Origin of the sequence: Pseudomonas sp. WS 5503 (assembly GCF_012985385.1) — a bacterium.
GTDB classification, from domain to species: Bacteria; Pseudomonadota; Gammaproteobacteria; order Pseudomonadales; family Pseudomonadaceae; genus Aquipseudomonas; species Aquipseudomonas paracarnis.
In genome coordinates this window covers 478,225-499,513 of sequence record NZ_JAAQWI010000002.1, presented here as the reverse complement: position 1 = coordinate 499,513, position 21,289 = coordinate 478,225, and the positions used below count along the sequence as shown (strand labels likewise).

Here is a 21,289-nt window from a genome sequence, read left to right as displayed (position 1 = left end):
CCATCCCTTTTTGCCTCAGCCATTTGATCCGTTACCAATCGCCTCGCCACTCATCAGCATACTCTGATGTTGGGTCAAGGCCGACAATTTTTCCTAAGGTATAAATGTGTTCAAATATAGATTCGCGTTCGATAGTTTCTATTTCATTCTCGAAATAATTAATGTTAAGTATGCACTTTTTGAAGTGTTCCAAGATGGTTGATTGATTTGTTTTTTCAGGAAGTTGTTGCAATTCACTGATAAGTGCTTCGAGCAGCCTCGTTATCTTGGCGATAAGTTTTTTTTCACCCTCTAGATTAAGGTGATGCTTTTGAAAGTCCTGTAACTCTTTGTTTTTCATTTGGTTGTACTCAATTTTTTGGCGTGTGGCGCTGAGATGCCTTTGAATAAGAATTCTTTTGATTTGTCCCAATTCACTCCGTTTTCAAAATAGTTTATTAAACGATTTTGTAGCTTTTCTGGATCGCCGATCATGCCTGATAATTCATATTTATAAATGGTGTCGAGGTCGTCGGTTAATGTTAAGTTGCTTTTCAATGTAATTGCATCAAGAGTTTCAAAAGAATCAGTCAGTTCTATAAGATCCGCGCCGTAATTGCCGCCAATAATAGCTCTCAGCATTTTTTTTTCGGGAGGGCGCATGTCTATGCGGACTTTATCCGATGACGGCTCACTTATGGCGAGGCCCTTCAAAGCCTTCGTGGACGCGAAGATAAAAAATAGCGGGTCGACTTTTTGGAGGTTTACACCTGTCCAGGTATCCTGAGTATTTGTCAAGTCGAAAAACTGCAGGTAGTAGTTTTCACGCATCTGGACAAGCGTGTAGAGGTCATCTTTTAGTTTTAAACTTAGAATCTTGCCTTCTTGCCATGTGATCTTCTTCAGCATCTTCCGGGACCTTTGAATTTCTTAGTTGATTTTTGAGGTTTGACGCCTCTATGTTTATCTGCGGCCGCGAGATAAATATCCCGTCTTTTGTTATTCGGGCCGACAGGTCTTTGTTTGTTCGCGACAGGGCCTTCTTTCAATTTGTCTTCATATATTCTTTGTTCCAGGCCCCTTGCAATGTCTTTTCCTTTTTGCCCATCTCCTTTGAATACTGCCTCTGGTGCAACGTCAAAAATTTGCTTATTAGGATAGCGGTAGTCCAACACAGCTTGCGCGGAATGCCCCAACCCAGGCTTGCTGGCGTAACCCACATAAGGTTTACCGTCTTTCACGCCGACGTAAGTGATGTGTGTCGCTTTCGCAGGGTCACCTGCCCATCCCCACGGGTCAATCCAACCAATGGGATTCGGCGCGTACTGGTAAAGATTGAATCCACCCATCAACCCAATCGGATCCGGCGTCGTAAACCTCCCCACATCCGGATCATAAAACCGAAACGTGTTGTAGTGCAGCCCAATCTCCCGATCCAGATACTGCCCCTGGAACCGCAAATTCTGCTCTTCGATAAAGTACGCTTCACGCACTTCTTCGTCCGCATTCCCCCACACCTGATAGCGCGCCTGCCACACCGTTTTCCCATCAGCTTCGGTCAGTTGCTCAGGCAATCCATTCAGGTCGTTGTGGTAGTAGCGCACGCTTTGATGCTCACCCGTGCCGTCCACTCGAGCCAGCGGTACATAGCCGTCTTCTTCATAGAGATAGAGGCTGGTCTGGCTATGCCGATGCTCCTGCAGCAGGCGCAACCCCTCCCAATCAAAGCGGGTTTCACCCAACGGATAACCGTTGCTGTCATGTTCGGTTTTAGCGATGCGCCGGCCGAGGGGGTCATAGGTCATTTTTACGACCGTTTCGCGTCCATCCTTCTGGCTACGGACTTCGATCAGGCGATGCTCTGCGTCGTAGGCAAAGAGCTGTACGCCGCGTAGGGCACTGCGCTTTTCGATCATTCGGCCAAAGCCGTCGTAACGATAGCGTTTGTCCTGATAGGTCAACAGCTTGTTATTCACCACCAGCCCCGCACTGGCTGACGGACCGTCCAGCAGGTTTGCTGCGGCATCGTAGGCAAACGTTTCTCGCTGGCCCTGAGCGTTGTCCTGGCTGGCGATAATGCGCCCGGTGGCGTCGTAGTGGAGCAGTTGGCGCTGATCCCGACGGTTATCGCGGTCACGCTCCAGGCGGCCGATCAGGTTATCGGCCGGGTCATAGTCAAAGTGTTTTTGCTGGGCGGCCGGCAGTTGCGTGGGCTGGCCGTTGGAACGGCGTATCCGTGAGCGCAGGCGGCCGCTGCGGTCATATTCGCTGCGCGTGGTGATCTGGCCTTGGGTACGCAGGACTTCACGGTGCAGGCGGTCGCGTTCGAAGTCGCAGATGACGCGCCCGTCGAGGTTGATCTGGTGCAGGTGGCCGCTGCCGTAGTACAGGCGGTTGAGCCAACGGCCGTCGGGCAATTGCGTCTGGATCAGGTTGCCGAGCTCATCGTAGTGGTAGTTCAGGCTGCCGGCGGCGCTTTGTTCGATAAGCAATTGGCCGCGCGCGTCGTAGGCGAAGGCCAGTGCCTGGGTGGTTTCGTCATTGCCGATGAAGGTGACAGCGGTGAGTTGGTCCAACGGGTCGTAGGTGTATTCGGTGCGACCATCATCGGTTTGTTTCAACAGAAAGCGGCCCACTGCATCGCGTTCGAGTCGATGCACAATTGAAGGCTCAGGTGTCTGCCCTGTGGGCACGTACTCAACGGCGGCTACGTTATCCAGAAGGTCATAGGCATAACGTCGGGCGCTGCCGTCGAGGTCTTGCTGCTCTACCAGACGGTCGCACGGGTCCCAGGTAAAGCGGTAACTCTCACCATTTTCATTGGTCAGGGTTTGGAGGTGTCCGTAGGCGTCGTAGCGGAACTCAATCTGCCTGCCATGGGCATCTATTCGTTGGCGCACTTGCCCGCGGCGTCCGTATTGGTAGCGGGTGGTGTGACCTGCGGCATCGGTATAGCCGATCAACAACCCGCTGGTGTCACGCAGGTACTGCTCGATGCGGCCGTCCGGCATTTCGCTCTGTAGCAACCGGCCTTGGCTGTCGTGTTGATAGCGCTGGCGCTCGCCCAAGGCGTCAATGACCACCTGCAAATGACCCTGGCGGTCGTACTCGAATGCTGTGGGGTACCCCGAACAGTCGATATGCTGGATTAACTGTCCGGTTTCATTCCAACGCAGGGTTTTGCTTTTGCCCGTGGCATCGATGATCTCCACCACCTGTCCAAACGTATCGTAGCGATACCGTGTGACATGCCCCAACGGATCGATTTCACTGACGCAATTGCCTCGCTGGTCATACTGATATTGCCACGCGTGGCCTGCCGCATCGGTCTCCACCAACGGCAGCGACCAATGCTCCAGCCATAACGTCGACTCGATACGCCCCAATGGATCCCGAGTGCTGCACAGGTTGCCGGACTCGTCGTAGCCGAACTGCCATTTGCCGCCTTGCGGATCGGTGGCGCTGAGCAGCTGACGCTCGTCATTCCATTCAAACTGCCAGGTTTTTCCCAGGTTGTCGGTGTACTCGGTTATCTGGTACTGCGGGTTCCAGCGGCGTGTGCTGACCCGTTGCAAACCATCAGTAATGCGCGTCACACCGCCCGGCAGGTCATAGTCGAACCGGTACTCGTCACCTTCGTCGGTCCAGTGCCGCACCACGCGCCATTCGCTACCGTCCACACAGTCCCATTGGTAGTAACAACGCAGCCCGGTGGGCAGCTGATGCTCGACCATGCGCTGGCCGCTGTCGTAGGTGAAGCGGCGTTGCACATTTGCGTCGGTATCGCGAACTTCGGCCAGGTCGCCGCGAGCATCGTAGCCGTAACTGACAAGGGTTTCTTGGCTGTGATCGGGGTATAGCCGTTTGACTTGCTCCACTCGCGCAGGCCATTGCTGGCTGTAAACAAGTTCGACACGCACATGGTCGAACGTATCTCGTAAGTGGCTCAGCCGACCCTGAATGTCATAGTCAAGGAAGATTCGGTTGTCGTTGCGATCCCCCAATTGGCTAAGGCGCAGGTGTGAGGCGTTGCCTGGCGTTGGTTCGAATAGCCGATACAGCCCATCAACGCTTTCGATCAGTAGTTGGCCATTGGTATTGCGCCGTACGCTCAAGCCTTCTCCTGCGCTGAATACGGCACCGCCCAGCGGGATCACGCCCATGTCGATCTGTCGCGCTTGCTCATCGGTATAGACCAGCCGTTCCCCACCGTCGGGGTGTACGCCGATCTCGACGCAGACCTCGTAGATCACGCTCCAGCTGGCACCGAACAGACCGTCGCGACGCTCGTCCCGGCTGCTGTAGTAGCGCTGCCACTCGATAGGGAGCAGGCCGGGCAGGGCGAAGTCCAGATCGTCTTCCCCATCAAGAATTTTCGCGCCCGTGGAGCTGTGTACCGGGTTAGGCGAGCCTGCTACTGCGGAGGTAATGGCATTGGTCACTTGGCTGGTGCCCCACGACACCAGTCCACCAACGACCATGCACGGCAGCTTGCTGAAAAACTTGGAGCCCCCACCGCGCAGCATCAACAGCGCGGTCACCGCCAGCCCGACACCGGGGGTCTTGCCGCTGCGGATCTCGCGCACCACCACGGGGCTGCCGCCAATACGCACGTTGCTGGAGATCATCCCCGACTCGACAATCGATGCGTCGCAGGTACTTCGGTCACCGCTGCGGGCGGCCGGCTGCCCATTAATCGTGACCTTGCTGGAGCCTTCGGCAATAAACTGCGGTGGCATGGGTGGATGCTTGGTGCAGATGACGATGTCCAGCGGTTTGGGGACTGCGCCCGGCGCAGGAACCGCCACGGTGGGGCGCCACATCTGCGAGAAAAATCCCTTGGCCATGTCCAGGTAGCTGGCTTCCTCGGGATTGCCGCCTTCGGCAGGTTGCGGGCTGACCGGGCCGATTGCGCCTGCGGCACGCGCAGCGGGTATGCCGTTGGTGAAGGTGTTATGTGAGCCGGTGGCAATGGTCGCCATCACCACCGGCGGGAATAACGCATTGCCTATCCAGTCACAAACTTTTGTCAGTCCCTTGTCTGCCCCCGTCTTGCTCATGCCAATGCCGACGATGATGCCTACCACGGCGCCCAGTACAAAGCAGCCTAGCCCGCCGGTTACAACCGTAATACCGGTGGCGGCCACAATCGCAGCCGTGGCGACGGCCGTAATAGCGATGTTGGCCGCAATTTCCAGCACGCCGCCCAGGATGTCGGCCATCGCCGAAGTGTGCAGCAGGCCGTCGCCGAGGCGTGCCGCCCAGAGAGCGTCAGACATGGATTAGGGGCTTCAAGGTTTGGGATTCAGCTGCAGGGTGCTTTTGATGGTTGCCCAATGGGCGCTTTCAGCATCGCCCAGGGGTTGGGCTTTGACATAACTCAGGGCAAGCATCTGCCGAGTGCCGGGTATCACAAGTGCTAACTGGTATTGATGGATGCGCTCGGTGCCTTTGCTGAACTGGTTATGCACTTCGATGGCGTCTATATCCTGCGCCGCGCCTACATGAAGAGCCTTGGCCGGTTGATAGCGCAAGTCCTGTACCTGCTTTTCCAGCTTCGCCAGTTGCTCTTCGAAGTTGCTCTGCAGCGTCTCGCCATCACCCAGCAGGCTGCGGCTAACGATCAGCGACGTACCCAGCGCGGCGAACTTCAGAATATTGATGGAAGCATCCTGAACCTCATCGCTGGGCAGGGTGAATTCAAATTCATTGAGTCGATAGGTCATTGAAACGGAGTCTCTTTATTGGCCGGAAGACGGCTTGGGAAACATGGCATTGACGGCGGCGTCAATGTCGCCCTTGACCCCTTGGCCCATGGGTGTGGTGCCGCCTTTGCCGCCAATATTCAAATGCAGATTGCCTCCGGTGTTGATCTCGGAGCTGCCTTCGGAATACACATTGATCTGAACACCGGTGAGATTGATCTGCCCGCTGGCATTGAGCTCCAGCACGCTTTTGCCACAAACCAGACGCAGGTTTTCGCCCACTTCAATCAGGTAACTTTTACTGATGGCGTCTGTCTTGCTGAACCCCACCATGAGCATGTCGTCGTGCTTGACTGCGCGTACCCGGTCGTTGCCGACGGTCACGATTTCGTCATGCCCGATGCTCTTATTCCGGTCATGCCCCACCGAGTGGCTTTCATCCACCTCCACCACGATGTCCTGGTTACGCTCGGCATGGATGTACAACTGCTCCAACCCCTTCTTGTCCTCCATGCGGATTTCATTGAAGTTGGCCGGCGTTCCGCCCTTGCTGGAGCGGCTTTTCATGCCGCTCTGGGTGGCGTTCTCCGGCAAGTCGTAGGGCACCGTCTGCTCAGCGTTGTACACCCGCCCGGTGATGATCGGTCGGTCGGGGTCGCCTTCGAGGAAGCTGACGATCACCTCTTGGCCGATGCGTGGAATCTGCATCGAGCCCCAGTTCTTGCCGGCCCAGGATTGCGACACACGAATCCAGCACGAGCTGTTCTCGTTGGATTGGTCGTGGCGGTCCCAGTAGAAATGCACCTTCACGCGGCCGTACTGGTCGGTCCAGATTTCCTCGCCCTTGGGGCCTACCACCAGCGCGGTCTGCGGGCCTTTGACGATGGGGCGGTGAGTGTTGGCCAGCGGGCGGAAACTCTGTTGGGCGTCGATGCAGGTCAGGCTGCTTTCGAACTGCGCCGAGCCTGAACCGCCACCGCTTTCCAGGCTTTCTTGCACGATGAAGTAACGGCAACCGACGATCAGGTACTCGCGGTTCTGGTCCTGGCGGCTGAAGCCGGTGAGGCTGAACAGATGGCCCGCGCCCAGGCCGCGCGCATTGCCGCTGAACTCGATCTGTTCATGCAGGGTTTGCAGGGCCTCGATGCGGGTGCGCGCATAGTGTTCGCCGTCGGCGCTTTGCACGTAGGTACCGGGGTAGTCGTACAGCGGGTAGTCGCCGGCGGTGTGCGGGCGCGGCATGGCCGAGCGCACGTCGATGCTCGCGCTGGGGCGCTGGAAGTCGTAGTCGTTCAGCTCCAGCGAGCCCGGCTGCACCTCCTGCGCCAGGTGCCAATTGTGCATATGGTCGCGTTCGCGCTGCTGCTCGTCCTTGGGGTAGTAGGGGATCGACGCGTAGCCGGGCACGCTGGTGTGGGCGCCATAGGCGTCGGCCAGCACCAGCACATGGCGGTCCTGTTCATGGCGGAAGAAGTAGTAGATGCCTTCCTGCTCCATCAGTCGGCTGACGAAATCGAAGCTGGTCTCGCGGTACTGCACGCAGTACTCCCACTCGCGATACGGCCGGCTGAGGGCGTCTTCGAAGTCGGAAAAACCCAGGTCACGAAACACCTGCTTGATGATCTGCGGGATGCTCAAGTTCTGGAAGATACGACAGTCGGAGGTGCGGCTGAGCAACCACAGCCAAGGGCGCAGGGTGACTTGGTAACTGGCGAACTGGCCTTTGTCGATGTTCTGGCTGCACCGCGCAACGATCCCGTGGAAATGCCGCTCGCCGCCGTCCGCCAGTTGCAGGCCGACGCTCATCGGTTTACCCAGCAATTGGTTCAGGTCGATGTTGGCGTCCAGGGACGTCAGTTGCAGCTCATAGTTGAACAGCCGGCCCAGCTCTTCACCGCCGCCCATTTCGTTGAGCAGCAGCACATCCGGCCCGAGGGGGCTGTTGATCTTGGCCAGGCGTGAGGCTTGGTTGAATAGCATCGGTAGTCCCGTAAATACCGTCATCACTGACGGAACCGGATCAACTGTGGGAGCTGGCTTGCCTGCGATAGCGGTGGATCAGTCAACATCAATGCTGAATGTCAGACCGCTATCGCAGGCAAGCCAGCTCCCACACTGACCGTATTCCAACAATAGTTATTCGGTGTCGCTGAAGTCGTAGTGCAGTTCATTATCCCGACTACTGATCCGCACCCCCGCCAGTGCCTTGCCTTCCAACATGCGCGTGAGGAATTCGCGGCTCATGTCCGGCAGCAGGCTGTTGGTGAGGATGGTATCGATCATGCGCCCGCCGCTTTCGGTCTCGGTGCAGCGCGAGACGATCAGGTCGACCACTGCGTCGTCATACTCGAACGCGACTTTATGGGTGTTCTCCACGCGCTTCTTGATGCGGTTCAGTTGCAGGCGCGTGATCGCTTTAAGCATCTCGTCGCTCAGCGGGTAGTAAGGGATGGTCACCAGGCGGCCGAGCAAGGCCGGCGGGAAAATCTCCAGCAACGGCTGGCGCAGGGCCTTGGCGATTTCCTCGGGCTCGGGGGTGTTCGCCGGGTCCTTGCAGACGTGGGAAATCAGTTCGGTACCGGCATTGGTGGTCAGCAGGATCAGGGTGTTCTTGAAGTCGATCACCCGGCCTTCGCCGTCTTCCATCACGCCCTTGTCGAACACCTGGAAGAAAATCTCGTGCACGTCCGGGTGAGCTTTCTCCACCTCATCGAGCAGCACCACGCTGTAGGGTTTGCGCCGTACCGCTTCGGTCAGCACACCGCCTTCGCCGTAGCCGATATAGCCCGGTGGCGCGCCCTTGAGTGTGGACACGGTGTGGGCTTCCTGGAACTCGCTCATGTTGATGGTGATGACGTTCTGCTCGCCGCCGTACATGGCTTCGGCCAGGGCCAGGGCTGTTTCGGTCTTGCCCACACCCGAGGTGCCGGCCAGCATGAACACGCCAATCGGCTTGCTCGGGTTGTCGAGGCCGGCGCGGGAGGTCTGGATGCGCTTGGCGATCATTTGCAGGGCATGGTCCTGGCCGATGATGCGTTTCTTCAAGTGTTGGTCGAGATTGAGCACAGTCTCCAGCTCATTGCGGGCCATGCGGCCCACCGGGATGCCGGTCCAGTCGGCGACCACCGAGGCCACGGCCTGGTAATCCACGGTCGGCAGGATCAAAGGGGTTTCGCCTTGCAGAACGGTGAGGCGCTGTTGCAGATCGACCAGTTTTGCACGCAGTTCATCGTTGCCGCTGTCCACAACCCCGGCCTTCTCGCGCAGGGTTGCGCGGGTGGCGAGCAGCTCATCCACCAGGGTTTTCTCTTCGGCCCAACGGCTTTCCAGCGTGGCCAGACGCTCACGTTCGGCGGTCAGCAGCGCTTCGCTATGGGTTTGACGCGCTCCAATGGCAATGCCGATCGCATGCTCACGGGCGATGATTTGCAGCTCGGTTTCCAGGGCTTCGATACGGCGACGGCTGTCGTCCACTTCCGCGGGGACCGCGTGCAGGCTGATGGCGACGCGCGCGCAGGCGGTGTCCAGCAGGCTCACGGACTTGTCCGGCAACTGGCGCGCCGGAATGTAGCGGTGGGAGAGCTTCACCGAGGCTTCCAGAGCTTCGTCGAGGATCTGCACCTGGTGGTGTTTTTCCATTGTGGAAGCCACGCCGCGCATCATCAGCAGGGCCTTGTCTTCCGACGGCTCGGCAACCTGTACCACCTGGAAACGGCGGGTCAGGGCCGGGTCTTTCTCGATGTGCTTTTTGTACTCGGCCCACGTGGTGGCAGCCACGGTACGCAAGGTGCCACGGGCCAGGGCAGGCTTGAGCAGGTTGGCCGCGTCACCGGTGCCGGCAGCGCCACCGGCACCCACCAGGGTATGGGCTTCGTCGATAAACAGGATGATCGGCTTGGGTGAAGCCTGCACGTCTTCGATGACCTGGCGCAGGCGCTGTTCGAACTCGCCTTTCATGCTGGCGCCGGCTTGCAACAGGCCCACGTCGAGGCTGCGCAGTTCCACGTCCTTGAGCGCAGGCGGTACGTCACCGGCGACGATACGCAGGGCGAAACCTTCGACCACGGCGGTCTTGCCCACCCCGGCCTCACCAGTGAGGATCGGGTTGTTCTGGCGCCGACGCATGAGGATATCCACCAGTTGGCGAATCTCCTCGTCACGGCCCACGATTGGGTCGAGCTTGCCGCTGCGGGCCTGTTCGGTCAGGTCCACAGTGAAGCGCTTGAGCGCTTCCTGCTTGCCCATCGCGCTGGGCGCCATGGCACCGCTGGCCTCGCCAGGGACGCCGGCATTGAAGCCATCGCTGGCGCTCAAGGCATTTTCCGGCGAGTCACCGACGTATTCATCAAAGCGCTCGCTCAGGGCCTCGGCCTTGATCTTGTCGAACTCGCCGGACAAACCCAGCAGCGCATGGCGCAGGCTCGGTGTCTTCAAGATGCCCAGCACCAGATAACCGGTGCGAACCTGGCTTTCACCGAACATCAGGCTGCCATACACCCAGCCGCGCTCCACGGCTTCTTCCACGTGGGAGGACAGGTCGGTGATCGACGTCGAGCCACGCGGCAGGCGATCCAGGGCTTCGGTGAGGTCACGGGCCAGGCGCGCCGGCTCCACGTTGAACTGGCGGATGATGCGGTGCAGGTCCGAGTCCTGCAGTTGCAGCAACTGGTGAAACCAGTGGGCCAGTTCCACATACGGATTGCCCCGCAACTTGCAGAACACGGTGGCGGCTTCGATGGCTTTGTAGGCCACGCTGTTGAGTTTGCCGAACAGTGCGGCGCGACTGATTTCACCCATGCTCTGGATTCCTTGAGGTGGTGGCGTGGTCGGCGTAATGCCGGGCCAGGATTAGGTCGTTGGCGTCATGCGCAGGTTGGCCGAGCCAGGTGTTGAAGCCCAGGCGGAACTGGCCGTTGAGTTGCAGCGCCGGAACTTCGGGTTGTTGCAAAACCAGGTTCAAGTCCCAGTCCAATTCATGGCCCAGGTACTCGGCCACCCACGCCACCAGCTCGTTGAACGGCTGTTGGCCGGGCAGCATGCCCATGTAGTCATCCAGCGTGAGCGGGCCCAGACGGATGCGGAATTTGTGCTGGCGGTCCCACACGTGGCTACCCAGGCAGAAGTCCACGCCCAACTGGTTGGCGCTGACCCCCACGCGGCTGCGTTCGGGCAGTTCCAGCCATTGGCCGACGTATTCCTCGATCTCTACCGGCAGGCCGAAGTACTCGCTGAGGATCGCTTTCAAGCCATCCGGGTAGCGGGTTTGCGCCGACAGATGGCCGCTGTAATGCAGCTTTGCGGTATCGGGGATGAGCCCTTGATTGAGCAGGCTCGGCATCCCGCGGCCACTCAGGGCGGCGAGGCGGGCGGACCAGTAGTCATCGTCCGGGCGGTCATGGCTGACCGTCGGCCGCGCCTCGGCCCAGGCCCGATAGAACAGGGTCAACAAGCGATGGTGGAACACATCCAGGAACTGCTTGCTGGTGCTGTCGGCGTTGTTGCGTTGGCGCTCGCGCACGTACTCGGTGATGTGCAGCGGCAGCGGCCCGTTGGGGCCGCCGAGGCCGAAAAAGAACTGCTCCAACCGCGCCGGCTTGCCGTCGCCACCGGGGTCGACCGAGGCGAGGGTGGCGGGTGCGAAGGTGCAATCGGCCTGCTGCCCCAGGCGCAGCGGGTCATCGGCCAGGCGTAGGGAATGGCCCAGGCGTGGCAGCTCGGGCGTTTCGCACTCGATGCGCCGCAATGCCTGGAAGAAGTCATATTCCCAGGGCTCCTGGTGCATCGCGTCCAGGGTTCTCACAGGGTCGGACGCCGTCCGGGCTTGGCTTTCCATCGCATGATCTCGCCGCGTTCGGTGGTACGGATCACCGTCTCGGTAAAGCTGTTGATCGACACGTAGCGTGCCAGGAAGCGCTCCAGCACTGCACCGAGCAGGAACACGCCGGTGCCGCGAAACGCGTTTTCATCGAACTCCAAGGTGATTTCCAGGCCGCGGCCAAACACAATCGGGCCAGGCATCGGCAGGCGTCGGGTCACCGCCTTGCTGCTGACTTCGCGCAGGCCTTCGATCTGCAATTGCAGGGCGGCGTCATTGCTGTCGCCGTACAGGCGCAGCAGTTCGCGCAAGGCGCCGGCGCCCTGGCCCTCTTCGCTCAAGGACAGGTAGTTGAGCGACAACTGGCTGATCAGGCGCCAGGCCTTGGCGTCATGCGCATGGCTGGCACGCGGGCGGCTTGGCCCGGCGACGCACCGCACGGCCAATACCGGCGCACTGTCGGCCAGGGTGAAGTCGGTCTTGCCGTTGCCCACGCTCATGAACAGCGGCAGGTCCCGGTTGGTGCACAGTGCCGTCACGCCCAACTGGCGCAGGTCATGGCGATACGGCGCCTGGCGGCTGTCCACCAGGCTGACGAAGGTTTCACTGCCCACATAAGTGGAGCGCGGGCCATTGCGGCGCTGATCGCTGGACAGCACACGCGGCTCGCGGCGCACGCTGTAATACGCTTGGTCGCGGCCATAGCGCGACGGATCGCGCACCGCATAGAACGGCAAGAACGGCTGCTCCGGTCCGGTGCCATGGCCAGTAATGCCGCTCAAGGAGTGAATCTCGAAATCCATCGGCCGCGTACGGTCGGCGATCACGTGGTGTTCATTGACCCGGTCGGACAAATGGATGCGGTCCACGCGCTTGGGGAACAGGTTGATGGCGGGCGTGCAGAACGGCAAGAACTGCGCCGCGCCGACACTGCCTTCCAGGCTCGGTTCGTGGCGGTCGAACAGCACGATCAGTTCCAGCTCCTGGCCGTCACACCGTTTGACCGCACGGCTCAACTCGGCGAACTCAACGAACAGGAAGCGATGGGGCAGGGCGAAGTACTCCTGCAACAGGCGATAGCCCTGGAACGCCCGCGCTACCACCGGCATGGCCGCATCGGCATCATCGAACCCCCGCGAGCGCAACGCGCCCTGGGGCAGGCGCTCGACCCAATCGCCACCGGCCTCGCGCGCAAACACCGCGCAGGCGTTGCCCAGTAGTTGTTCGTAAAGGCGAAACGGTTGTTCATCAGCGCCGCTCAGGTACAGCGGCAAGGTATCCAGGTCGAGGCTGTTGAACGGCAGCTCGGCACCGGTGCGCAGGGTCAGGCGCAGGCCGGCCTTGGCTTTCGGTTCGCTGGCGGCCAGGCGCCCGAGCACGGCGGCAGGGTTGCCGAAATATTCGGCGTTGCTGACCTGCAACGGCCACAGCGTCACCGGGTGCGCGGTGCGGTACTCGCAGCAGGTCTGGGTTTCACGGCCCAGGGCGGCACGCAGCACCGTATCACGGGGTAGCGGGAAACCGCCGGCCAGGGAGCCTTCATCGGGGTCGGTCTGCAGTTGCACTACGGTCACCGACGGCGTCGGTGCCAGGTAGTGCGGGTAGGCGATTTCCAGCAAGTTGTGGGTGAAGGTCGGGTACTCGGCGTCGAGCTTGAGCTGCACGCGGGCCGTGAGATAGGCGAAGCCTTCAAGCAAACGTTCGACGTACGGGTCGGCGCAGTCCATACCGGACAGGGTCAGCCGACTGGCGATCTTCGGGTATTCCTTGGCGAACTCGGCAGCGCTTTCGCGCACGTGGTGCAGTTCCTGGTTGTACAGCTCCAGCAGGCGCGGGTTCATGGGCGTCTCCGCTGGTCGGCATTCAGCACGCGCACATGGCCGGACTCCAGGTCCACGTCGGTCTGCAACAGCAAACGCAACGGCACCGGCTGTGCCCACAGGTCGCCTTCAATCTCGAAACTCAGGGCGTTGTGATTCATCTCGCCATGGCCCATGCGCGCCTTGACTCGCAATGTGTGGCGCAAAATACGCGGCTCGAAAGTGGCGATGGCCTGGTAAATCAAGGCTTCCAGGGCTTTGATATCGACGCTCGAAGCGCTGTTGCCCGCCAGTGCCGGCAGGCCGTAATTGACCACCGAAGTGCCGGCCGGGGTGTGCAGCGTGGCATCGGTATCGAGTAACGAGGTGGTGTTAAGCAACCACGCCAGGTCACGCAGCACCGAGGCCTTCAATTGGGTCAGGGACAGCACGCGTTTGTCGGCGCTTTCCTTGGGGTTGGTCGGGTCTTCGTCGGTCAACCGGTCCAGCAGGGACGGTTGCAGACGGTCGCGGGAAGCGATTTCAGTTACCACCAAAGCAGCTCCACGGACGGGTTGCGAGAGGGACACAATGGCCGTGGCACCGGGCCACGGCCACAAGGGCTATCAGCGTTTGGTGTTGGAACGGATGTTCCAGCCAAACTTGATGGCGCCGCCGTCTTTGGTGCCGTCGGCTTTCTGCGGCTGGTAGTCGACCATCACTTGGGCAAAGTTCAGGGTGACGTTTTCGGTCAGGCGATCATCGCTGCCCGAACCGCCGGTGCTCAAGGAGGTGACCAGCACTTCTTCCAGGTTGATCACCATGTACTCGACCTGGCTCTCGCCACCGGCCTTGCGCACGGTCAGCTTGACCTTATCGATGTGCTTGCCGCTGGCGCAGTGCATCATCAGGTTGGGCGAAGCCTTGTCGACGTACTTGGTCAGCGACAGGTCCTGGATATTCACCTTGCCCGCGCCACCGCCACCGCCGACGTGCATGTTGCCGGACTGGGACATGCCCCAGCTCCAGTTCAACACATCGATTTCGTCCTTGTGGGCCTTGTCCATGGACTCGCCCTTGATGTCGCCGATCTTGATGAAAATATCAACAGCCATGTTTTCTCCCTGTGTGGCCCATGCCACTTGATTGGGTGATCGTTCCCACGCTCTGCGTGGTAACGCATCCTGTGACGCTACGCGTCACCGGGACGCAGAGCGTCCCGGGCGGCATTCCCACGCGGAGCGTGGGAACGAGCTAGCTCAATCGTTACTTATGCGCTTTTTGCCGAAGGCAGTTTCGATACCAGGCGCAACGACACCGTCAGCCCTTCAAGCTGATAGTGCGGGCGCAGGTAGAACTTGGAGTTGTAATACCCCGGGTTGCCTTCGACTTCTTCCACGATCACTTCGGCCGCCGCCAACGGGTGCTGGGCCTTGGTGGTTTCGGTGGAGTGCGCCGGGTCGCCGTCGACGTAGTTGAGGATCCAGTCCTGCAACCAGCGCTGCATTTCGTCCTTCTCTTTGAAGGAGCCGACCTTGTCGCGCACGATGCACTTCAAGTAGTGGGCGAAACGGCAGGTGGCGAACAGGTACGGCAGGCGTGCGGCCAGGTTGGCGTTGGCGGTGGCGTCCGGGTCGTCGTATTCGGCAGGTTTCTGCAGCGACTGGGCGCCGATGAACGCGGCGAAGTCGGTGTTTTTCTTGTGCAGCAGCGGCATGAAACCGTTCTTCGCCAGTTCCGCTTCACGGCGGTCACTGATGGCGATTTCGGTCGGGCACTTCATGTCCATGCCACCGTCATCGGTAGGGAACGTGTGGGCCGGCAGGTTTTCCACTTCACCACCAGACTCGATGCCGCGGATGCGCGAGCACCAGCCGTAGTGCTTGAACGAACGGTTGATGTTCACTGCCATGGCGTAGGCGGCGTTGGCCCAGGTGTACTTGGAGCTGTCGGCGCCGTCGGTGTTTTCTTCGAAAGCGAAGGCTTCCACTGGATCGGTCTTGGCGCCGTACGGCAGGCGTGCCAGGAAGCGCGGCATGGTCAGGCCGATGTAACGCGAGTCTTCCGATTCACGCAGCGAGCGCCAGCCGGCGTATTCCGGGGTGGTGAAGATCTTGGTCAGGTCGCGTGGGTTCGACAGTTCCTGCCACGAGCCCATGCCCATCACGGTCGGCGAGGCCGCAGCGATGAAAGGCGAGTGCATGGCGGCGCAGACTTTCGACAGCTCGCCCAGCAGTTCCACGTCGGGCGGCGACTGGTCGAAGTAGTAGTCACCCACCAGGCAGCCGTAAGGTTCGCCACCGAACTGGCCGTATTCTTCTTCGTACATCTTCTTGAAGATCGGGCTCTGGTCCCACGCGGTGCCCTTGAATTTCTTCAGGGTCTTGTGCAGGTCTGGCTTGGAGATGTTGAGCACGCGAATCTTCAGTTGCTCATCGCTCTCGGTGTTATTGACCAAGTAATGCAAGCCACGCCAGGCGCTTTCCAGTTGTTGGAAATCCTGGTGGTGGATGATCTGGTTGACCTGGGCGGTGAGCTTGGCGTCGATGGCGGCGATGATCGATTCGATCGACTTGATCGCGTCGTTGGACACCAGGTCGGTTTGCGCCAGGGCCTGTTCAGCCAGGGTGCGCACCGCGGTTTCAACGGCTTCGCGGGCACGCTCGGTCTTGGGCTTGAATTCTTGCAGCAGCAGGTTCGCGAACTCGCTGGCTTCTTCGGTAGTACCCAGGATCTGGCTGCCTTCGCGGGCGGTATTGTCCGTCATGATTACTGCTCCCCTGCAGGCTTGGGCGCGCTGGCAAGTGCCTGAAGCAATGCCGGGTCCTTGATCGCCTTCATGATGATTTCTTCAGCGCCAGTCTTGCCGTCCATGTAGGTCAGCAGGTTGGCCAATTGGGTGCGGGCTTCGAGCAGCTGGTTCAGCGAGTCGACCTTGCGGGCCACGGCGGCCGGGCTGAAGTCGTCCATGCTTTCGAAGGTGATGTCCAGGCTCAGGTTGCCTTCGCCTGTCAGCTCATTGGGTACGTGGAACGCGACGCGTGGCTGCATGGCCTTGAGGCGTGAGTCGAAGTTGTCGACGTCCACCTCAAGGAACTTGCGGTCGGCCACGGGTGCCAGCGGCTCGGCAGGCTTGCCGGCGAGGTCGGCCATCACGCCCATCACGAAGGGCAGCTGGACCTTTTTCTCGGCGCCGTAAAGCTCGACGTCGTACTCGATCTGCACTCGAGGCGCACGGTTGCGCGCGATGAATTTCTGAGAACTTTGCTTCGCCACGTTGCTGCTCCTGGTCGCTTGAGCGACGGTGTTGTTACTGCACGGTCCGGCGGCTTACTCGCTGTCGGGGCCGCGCAGGTTTTCAAATTGGGACATGCCATCGGGAATCAGATTGCGAACGATGGCCGCAAAGTCGGCATGTACCAGATTCTTGGCTCGGTTCAACAGCACCGGCAGCGGGCTCGAAGGCTCGTGGCGGGTGTAGTACGCAAGGATTTTGTCGAGGCTGCGCAGCACATCGTCGCGGGTGGCGATGTCGCCCGTCGGGCGAGGGGCTGCGGGCGCGGCGGCGTCGACCGAGGGGGCATTGTCTTCACTGACGGCCTCAGGATCGCTGCTGCTGTCGGTGCCTGGCACCGCTTGATTGAGAAGTTGCAGGGCCTGTTTGAGCGGCTGCTTCAAGGCGCTGAGGTCCACGCCCTGGGCGGAACCGACTTGGTCATTGACCTGTTGCTCAATGGCCTCGCACGCCGTGCGCGCCGCGCTCAAGGCGTCGCGGGTGGCTTGCAGTTGTTCGGGGTCGCTGTCCAGGAACGCGGCGTTGAGTTGCTGGTTGCCCAACTGCTCATCGGCAAAACTCTGCAGGCCGCTGGCGTTGAGCGCGGCGCGCAGGCTCACGGGCCCGAAGGTGCGCGAGCGTGTCAGGATGCTTTCGCGCAGCAGCCGAATATTGGTTTCGCAGGTCAGGCCGGTAAGGGCGTTGATGCGCACGGTGGGGTCGTTGTCATCGTCGGCATCCAGGCGCGGGTGCAGATCGGCCCAGTATTGGCGCAGCAAGGCGTTGATCAGCGTGAGGACTTCGGCCAGCCCGGCCACACCCTGGAGGGCGAGGGTGCTTTGCAGCAGAAAGTGGGTGATGCGCAGGTCTTTGCTGCGCTGCAACAGGTCGAGGCTTTGCTGCTGGATGCTGCGCCACTCGGGCGGCTCAGCGGGCAGGATCGAGTCGCCCATGCTGCGTTCGGGTTGGCCCTTGGCATCACGTTCCAATTGCAGAAATTGCGCGTCATATTCCATGTCCTCGCCACAAGGCGACGTCGCGGAAACGGCGGTGAGCAGCAACGGCACATCCACTGAATTCGATCTCCTTATCGGCCCGCTGGATGGCGGGCAATTCATGCACTAGTTGCGTAATGAACTTTGCATGTTTTCTTGGTCATACACTCAGCGCGCCACTACTGTGCCATCACTGATGTTCAAGAAGTTGTGCATTTTTGGTGTAGTACTTATGGCTTGTCAAGGTAAGCTATTCGCCCTCTGTGACAGATGTGCGGTGTTTAACAACCTGCGCGACTGGCGAGTCGAAAGGCGCGCCCAGAGCGGATTTTTGTCATGGAAGCCAGTTAAGATCAGCGATCATGCTGGTAAAAGCAGATTTTGGCGGTCGTTTGTACGACAGGACGGGACTCTCCAGGGCGGTGCTGCCTCCTGGGTAGACTGCGCGCGATGTATCAGCAAGGAGGCAAGATGTCGCTGTGTTTGACTATCACTAGTTATCACAAGATCACACCTGGGCAATGCCCCGAAAAGTCCATGGATCAGGGCGTGATGGCTATTGGCCGCAGTTCTGACAATGACTGGGTATTGCCCGACCCTGAGCGTCTCGTCTCTTCGCAACATTGCGTTATTCAATACAAAGATGGCCGTTATTATTTGACCGATAACAGCACCAATGGTGTGGAGTTGGTCAAGGCGGGTATTCGTATGCGTCGGGGTAACAGCGAGCCGTTGCAAGACGGTGAATTGATCCGCATCGGCGATTACGAAATCCAGGCGCGTATCGACTTCAACGTGCAGGCCATCGACAGCCAGCCATTTGCCGGTGACTCACCCAACAGCTTTGAAGCGCTGATGGGCGCCGTGGCGAGCCAACCTGCGCCCACACCGATGATCGCGCCGCAGTTCCAGGGCGCCTCGGCCATGGAAACCTTGCCAGACCTGTTCGACTTCCTCAGCCCCACCGCCGTGCCGCCGCCCACCGTGGCGGACCATGTGCCGTCCGAGCAACACGATTTTCGCCCCCCGGCTCCAGTGGCCGTACTGGCGCCCGAAAAGCCATTGGTGCAAGGCTCGGTGATTCCCGAAGACTGGGACCTGTTCAGCGACGCGCCCGCACCCATCGTCAATGCTGCGCCCGCCCCAGCACCGATCATCCCGCCGCCGCCCGTGGTCGAGCCTGTTGCGCTCCCCGTGGCCAATGCCGAGCCACCACCGGACCTCCTGCAAGCCTTCCTGCGCGGTGCGGGCCTGGACCAGTTGCGCCTGGACAAAGCCGACGCCTGCGCGCAGATGGAAAGCATCGGCCGCAGCTACCGGTTGATGGTCGAGGGCTTGATCGACGTATTGCGTGCCCGTGCCAGCCTCAAGGGCGAGTTTCGCATGCAGCAGACGATGATCCGCCCCGCCGAAAACAACCCGTTGAAATTCGCCCCGAATGCCGATGAAGCGTTACTGCTGTTGCTGCGTCATGGCAACCAGGCGTTCATGGCGCCGGACCTCGCCGTACGTGACAGTTTCGACGACCTGCGCGCCCACCAGTTGGCCGTGATGGCTGGCGTGGAAGCGGCGATCAAACACCTGCTCACGCGCTTTGAACCGGCGCAGCTGGAGGAGCGCATGGGCAAGCCTGGCGGCCTCTCCAGTCTCTTCAATGGTTCGCGCCAGGCCCAGTACTGGCAGCAGTTCACCGAGCTCTACAGCAACATTTCCCGCGAGGCCCAGGACGATTTCCAGGACTTGTTCGGTCGTGAATTCAGCCGGGCCTACGAAGAACACAGTGCACGACAGCGACGCTGAAAACGCCTCGCACCAATGGATAAAACGGATAGCTAAATACGTCATTGAGGACGCAGGATGATTCCCAGGTTTTTACTCGCAGCCGCCACCGTGCTGCTGCTGACGGCGTGTGCCAACGACACTGCCAAACCCCAGGCGGCTGCCGAGGCCGAAGCTGACACGGCCGCCGTTGAGCTGCATTTTCACGCGATTGCCGGGCTTAACCCCGGTGCCAACGGCCAGGCCGCGCCGGTGCGGGTGCGCATTTTCGAATTGAAAAACGCCGCGACCTTTTCACGCTCCGATTACTTCGCCCTGGCTGACCGTGCGCAATCCACCCTCGGCCTCGACCTGCTGGACCAGGACGAAGTGATGGTGCAGCCCGGCCAACAACTGAGCCTGCAGCGCGATCTCGACCCGTCCACGCGCCAGATCGGCTTGCTGGTGGGCTACCGCGAGTTGGACCGTGCGCAATGGCGCACGGTCATCAACGTGCCGCCGCGCCAATACAGCGAATACCAGATCAGCCTCGACGTGCATGCCGTGCGCGCCGACGTCGTGGCTTCCCCATCCAGCCCAGCCCAATAACAAGCAATCGGAGCCCCCATGTCCTGGAACAATCGCGTGGTCTGGTCGGAAGGCATGTTCATCGGAACGCAGCACTTCCAGCAGCATGACCGTTACCTGGAAAACCTGATCGATGCCCGCAGCCGCCCGTTGTCGGCGGGTGCCTGGGGGTTCTCCGAGCTGCTGATCGACCAGGGCCTGCTGGCCCAGGGCAAGCTGGCGATCGTGTCGGCCCGCGGCCTGTTGCCCGATGGCACGCCGTTCAATATTCCCCAGGACGACCTGGCGCCGAGCCCGTTGAATATCGACGACAACCTGCGCGACGGCCTGGTCTACCTGGCCCTGCCGCTCAAGCGTGCCGGCGCCCGTGACACGGTGGACGAGGGCGAGGCCCTGGAAGCCGCGCGCTACGTGAGCCAGGTGCGTGAAGTGCGCGACGACAACGCCCCGTTCGAAAACCGTGCACCGGTGGCCGTGGGGTCGCGGGCGTTGCGCCTGCTGACGGCGCAGGACGGCATCAGCGACTACGCGGCCATCGGCCTGGTACGCATCAAGGAAAAGCGTGCCGACCGTGCGTTGGTGCTCGATGACACTTACATCCCGCCCGTGCTGGACGTGGCCGCGAGCAAACCGCTGACGGCCTTTCGCAGCGAACTGCTGGGCCTGTTGCACCAGCGTGGCGAAGCCCTGGCCGGCCGCGTGGTGGCCTCGGGTGCCGGTGGTGCCTCGGAGATCGCCGACTTCATGCTGCTGCAACTGGTCAACCGCGCCCAGCCGCTGATCCAGCACTTCAGCCAGTTGAGCCCGTTGCACCCGGAGCGCTTCTTCAGCGAACTGGTCAGCCTGGCCGGTGAGTTTTCCACCTTCTCAACCTCCAGCCGTCGCCCCCAGGAATACCCGCAGTACCAGCACGATGACCTGGCCCTGAGCTTCATGCCGGTGATGGCGGCCTTGCGTGAGGCGCTGTCGATGCTCATCGACAGCAAGGCCACGCCGATCCCGATTGTGGAGAAAGCCTACGGCATCCATGTGGCGATGCTGGCCGACAAGACCCTGCTCGACAACGCCAGTTTCATCCTCGTGGTACGCGCCGATGTGCCCGGCGAAACCCTGCGTGCGCGTTTCGGCCAGCAGAGCAAGGTCGGCTCGGTGGAGCACATCCGCGACATGGTCAACCTGCAACTGCCGGGCATCGGCCTGCAGCCGTTGCCGGTGGCGCCGCGCCAATTGCCTTACCACGCCGGCAGCACCTACTACGAGCTGGACCGTGGCAGCGAGCACTGGCAGCAGCTGAATAATTCCGGCGGTTTCGCCTTCCATATCGCCGGGCAGTTCCCGGGCTTGAACCTGGCCTTCTGGGCGATCCGAGGATAATT

At 60.5% G+C, this 21,289-nt stretch carries 16 protein-coding genes; 3 read left to right on the top strand and 13 right to left on the bottom strand.

The window, feature by feature from the left end; genetic code table 11:
- Nucleotides 1-31: 31 nt before the first annotated feature.
- The 13 genes from HBO10_RS08065 to tssA all read right to left on the bottom strand — a co-directional run bounded on the left by HBO10_RS08065 (nt 32) and on the right by tssA (nt 17,645).
- On the bottom strand, nt 32-340 hold the full coding sequence (locus tag HBO10_RS08065; protein ID WP_034129264.1) for a hypothetical protein: 309 nt from the start codon (nt 338-340) through the stop codon (nt 32-34).
- Complete coding sequence (locus HBO10_RS08060; protein ID WP_034129263.1) at nt 337-888, bottom strand: hypothetical protein; 552 nt, start codon at nt 886-888, stop codon at nt 337-339. The genes HBO10_RS08065 and HBO10_RS08060 overlap by 4 nt, the downstream gene beginning before the upstream one ends.
- Nucleotides 882-5,258, bottom strand: a complete 4,377-nt coding sequence (locus tag HBO10_RS08055; RefSeq protein WP_169921962.1) for an RHS repeat-associated core domain-containing protein — start codon at nt 5,256-5,258, stop codon at nt 882-884. The genes HBO10_RS08060 and HBO10_RS08055 overlap by 7 nt, the downstream gene beginning before the upstream one ends.
- Nucleotides 5,259-5,270: 12 nt before the next feature.
- Nucleotides 5,271-5,705 carry a DcrB-related protein gene (locus HBO10_RS08050; protein ID WP_034129117.1) on the bottom strand — a complete coding sequence of 145 codons (435 nt, stop codon included), beginning with the start codon at nt 5,703-5,705 and terminating at the stop codon, nt 5,271-5,273.
- Between the two features lie 15 nt (nt 5,706-5,720).
- The gene (locus tag HBO10_RS08045) at nt 5,721-7,664 is read right to left on the bottom strand and encodes a type VI secretion system tip protein VgrG (RefSeq protein ID WP_034129116.1); all 1,944 of its coding nucleotides are present in this window, start codon (nt 7,662-7,664) and stop codon (nt 5,721-5,723) included.
- 156 nt (nt 7,665-7,820) lie between these two features.
- Nucleotides 7,821-10,481 carry a type VI secretion system ATPase TssH gene (gene tssH, locus HBO10_RS08040; protein WP_034129115.1) on the bottom strand — a complete coding sequence of 887 codons (2,661 nt, stop codon included), beginning with the start codon at nt 10,479-10,481 and terminating at the stop codon, nt 7,821-7,823.
- A complete protein-coding gene (gene tssG / locus HBO10_RS08035) occupies nt 10,474-11,517 on the bottom strand; it encodes a type VI secretion system baseplate subunit TssG (protein WP_034129114.1) in 1,044 nt (347 codons plus the stop codon). The genes tssH and tssG overlap by 8 nt, the downstream gene beginning before the upstream one ends.
- Nucleotides 11,481-13,340 carry a type VI secretion system baseplate subunit TssF gene (gene tssF / locus HBO10_RS08030; RefSeq protein ID WP_034129113.1) on the bottom strand — a complete coding sequence of 620 codons (1,860 nt, stop codon included), beginning with the start codon at nt 13,338-13,340 and terminating at the stop codon, nt 11,481-11,483. Before tssF ends, tssG begins: the two co-directional genes overlap by 37 nt.
- Entirely contained in the window at nt 13,337-13,852 is a 516-nt protein-coding gene (tssE, locus tag HBO10_RS08025) for a type VI secretion system baseplate subunit TssE (RefSeq protein WP_034129256.1), read from the bottom strand. Before tssE ends, tssF begins: the two co-directional genes overlap by 4 nt.
- A 72-nt stretch (nt 13,853-13,924) precedes the next feature.
- Nucleotides 13,925-14,413, bottom strand: coding sequence for a type VI secretion system tube protein Hcp (locus HBO10_RS08020; protein WP_003195562.1), 489 nt, complete (start codon nt 14,411-14,413; stop codon nt 13,925-13,927).
- 155 nt (nt 14,414-14,568) lie between these two features.
- Nucleotides 14,569-16,065, bottom strand: coding sequence for a type VI secretion system contractile sheath large subunit (gene tssC, locus HBO10_RS08015; protein WP_034129112.1), 1,497 nt, complete (start codon nt 16,063-16,065; stop codon nt 14,569-14,571).
- Nucleotides 16,066-16,067: 2 nt separating this feature from the next.
- Nucleotides 16,068-16,574, bottom strand: coding sequence for a type VI secretion system contractile sheath small subunit (gene tssB / locus HBO10_RS08010; protein WP_003195557.1), 507 nt, complete (start codon nt 16,572-16,574; stop codon nt 16,068-16,070).
- Between the two features lie 54 nt (nt 16,575-16,628).
- Nucleotides 16,629-17,645, bottom strand: a complete 1,017-nt coding sequence (gene tssA, locus HBO10_RS08005) for a type VI secretion system protein TssA (protein ID WP_034129111.1) — start codon at nt 17,643-17,645, stop codon at nt 16,629-16,631.
- Nucleotides 17,646-18,038: 393 nt separating this feature from the next.
- Between tssA and tagH the strand changes: the two genes are divergently transcribed.
- The 3 genes from tagH to tssK are packed head-to-tail and all read left to right on the top strand — an operon-like array spanning nt 18,039 to nt 21,287.
- Nucleotides 18,039-19,367, top strand: a complete 1,329-nt coding sequence (gene tagH / locus HBO10_RS08000; RefSeq protein ID WP_034129110.1) for a type VI secretion system-associated FHA domain protein TagH — start codon at nt 18,039-18,041, stop codon at nt 19,365-19,367.
- 57 nt (nt 19,368-19,424) lie between these two features.
- Nucleotides 19,425-19,934 carry a type VI secretion system lipoprotein TssJ gene (gene tssJ, locus HBO10_RS07995; RefSeq protein WP_034129109.1) on the top strand — a complete coding sequence of 170 codons (510 nt, stop codon included), beginning with the start codon at nt 19,425-19,427 and terminating at the stop codon, nt 19,932-19,934.
- 18 nt (nt 19,935-19,952) lie between these two features.
- A complete protein-coding gene (gene tssK, locus HBO10_RS07990) occupies nt 19,953-21,287 on the top strand; it encodes a type VI secretion system baseplate subunit TssK (RefSeq protein ID WP_034129108.1) in 1,335 nt (444 codons plus the stop codon).
- Nucleotides 21,288-21,289: the final 2 nt, after the last annotated feature.

What these genes read in the sequence shown, in the direction of transcription:
- tssC (WP_034129112.1), bottom strand. Translation starts at nt 16,065, where the DNA reads ATGACGGACAATACCGCCCGCGAAGGCAGCCAGATCCTGGGTACTACC.
- tssH (WP_034129115.1), bottom strand. Translation starts at nt 10,481, where the DNA reads ATGGGTGAAATCAGTCGCGCCGCACTGTTCGGCAAACTCAACAGCGTG.
- HBO10_RS08020 (WP_003195562.1), bottom strand. Translation starts at nt 14,413, where the DNA reads ATGGCTGTTGATATTTTCATCAAGATCGGCGACATCAAGGGCGAGTCC.
- tssF (WP_034129113.1), bottom strand. Translation starts at nt 13,340, where the DNA reads ATGAACCCGCGCCTGCTGGAGCTGTACAACCAGGAACTGCACCACGTG.
- HBO10_RS08045 (WP_034129116.1), bottom strand. Translation starts at nt 7,664, where the DNA reads ATGCTATTCAACCAAGCCTCACGCCTGGCCAAGATCAACAGCCCCCTC.
- HBO10_RS08050 (WP_034129117.1), bottom strand. Translation starts at nt 5,705, where the DNA reads ATGACCTATCGACTCAATGAATTTGAATTCACCCTGCCCAGCGATGAG.
- HBO10_RS08055 (WP_169921962.1), bottom strand. Translation starts at nt 5,258, where the DNA reads ATGTCTGACGCTCTCTGGGCGGCACGCCTCGGCGACGGCCTGCTGCAC.
- tssG (WP_034129114.1), bottom strand. Translation starts at nt 11,517, where the DNA reads ATGGAAAGCCAAGCCCGGACGGCGTCCGACCCTGTGAGAACCCTGGAC.
- HBO10_RS08060 (WP_034129263.1), bottom strand. Translation starts at nt 888, where the DNA reads ATGCTGAAGAAGATCACATGGCAAGAAGGCAAGATTCTAAGTTTAAAA.
- tssJ (WP_034129109.1), top strand. Translation starts at nt 19,425, where the DNA reads ATGATTCCCAGGTTTTTACTCGCAGCCGCCACCGTGCTGCTGCTGACG.
- tssK (WP_034129108.1), top strand. Translation starts at nt 19,953, where the DNA reads ATGTCCTGGAACAATCGCGTGGTCTGGTCGGAAGGCATGTTCATCGGA.
- tagH (WP_034129110.1), top strand. Translation starts at nt 18,039, where the DNA reads ATGTCGCTGTGTTTGACTATCACTAGTTATCACAAGATCACACCTGGG.
- HBO10_RS08065 (WP_034129264.1), bottom strand. Translation starts at nt 340, where the DNA reads ATGAAAAACAAAGAGTTACAGGACTTTCAAAAGCATCACCTTAATCTA.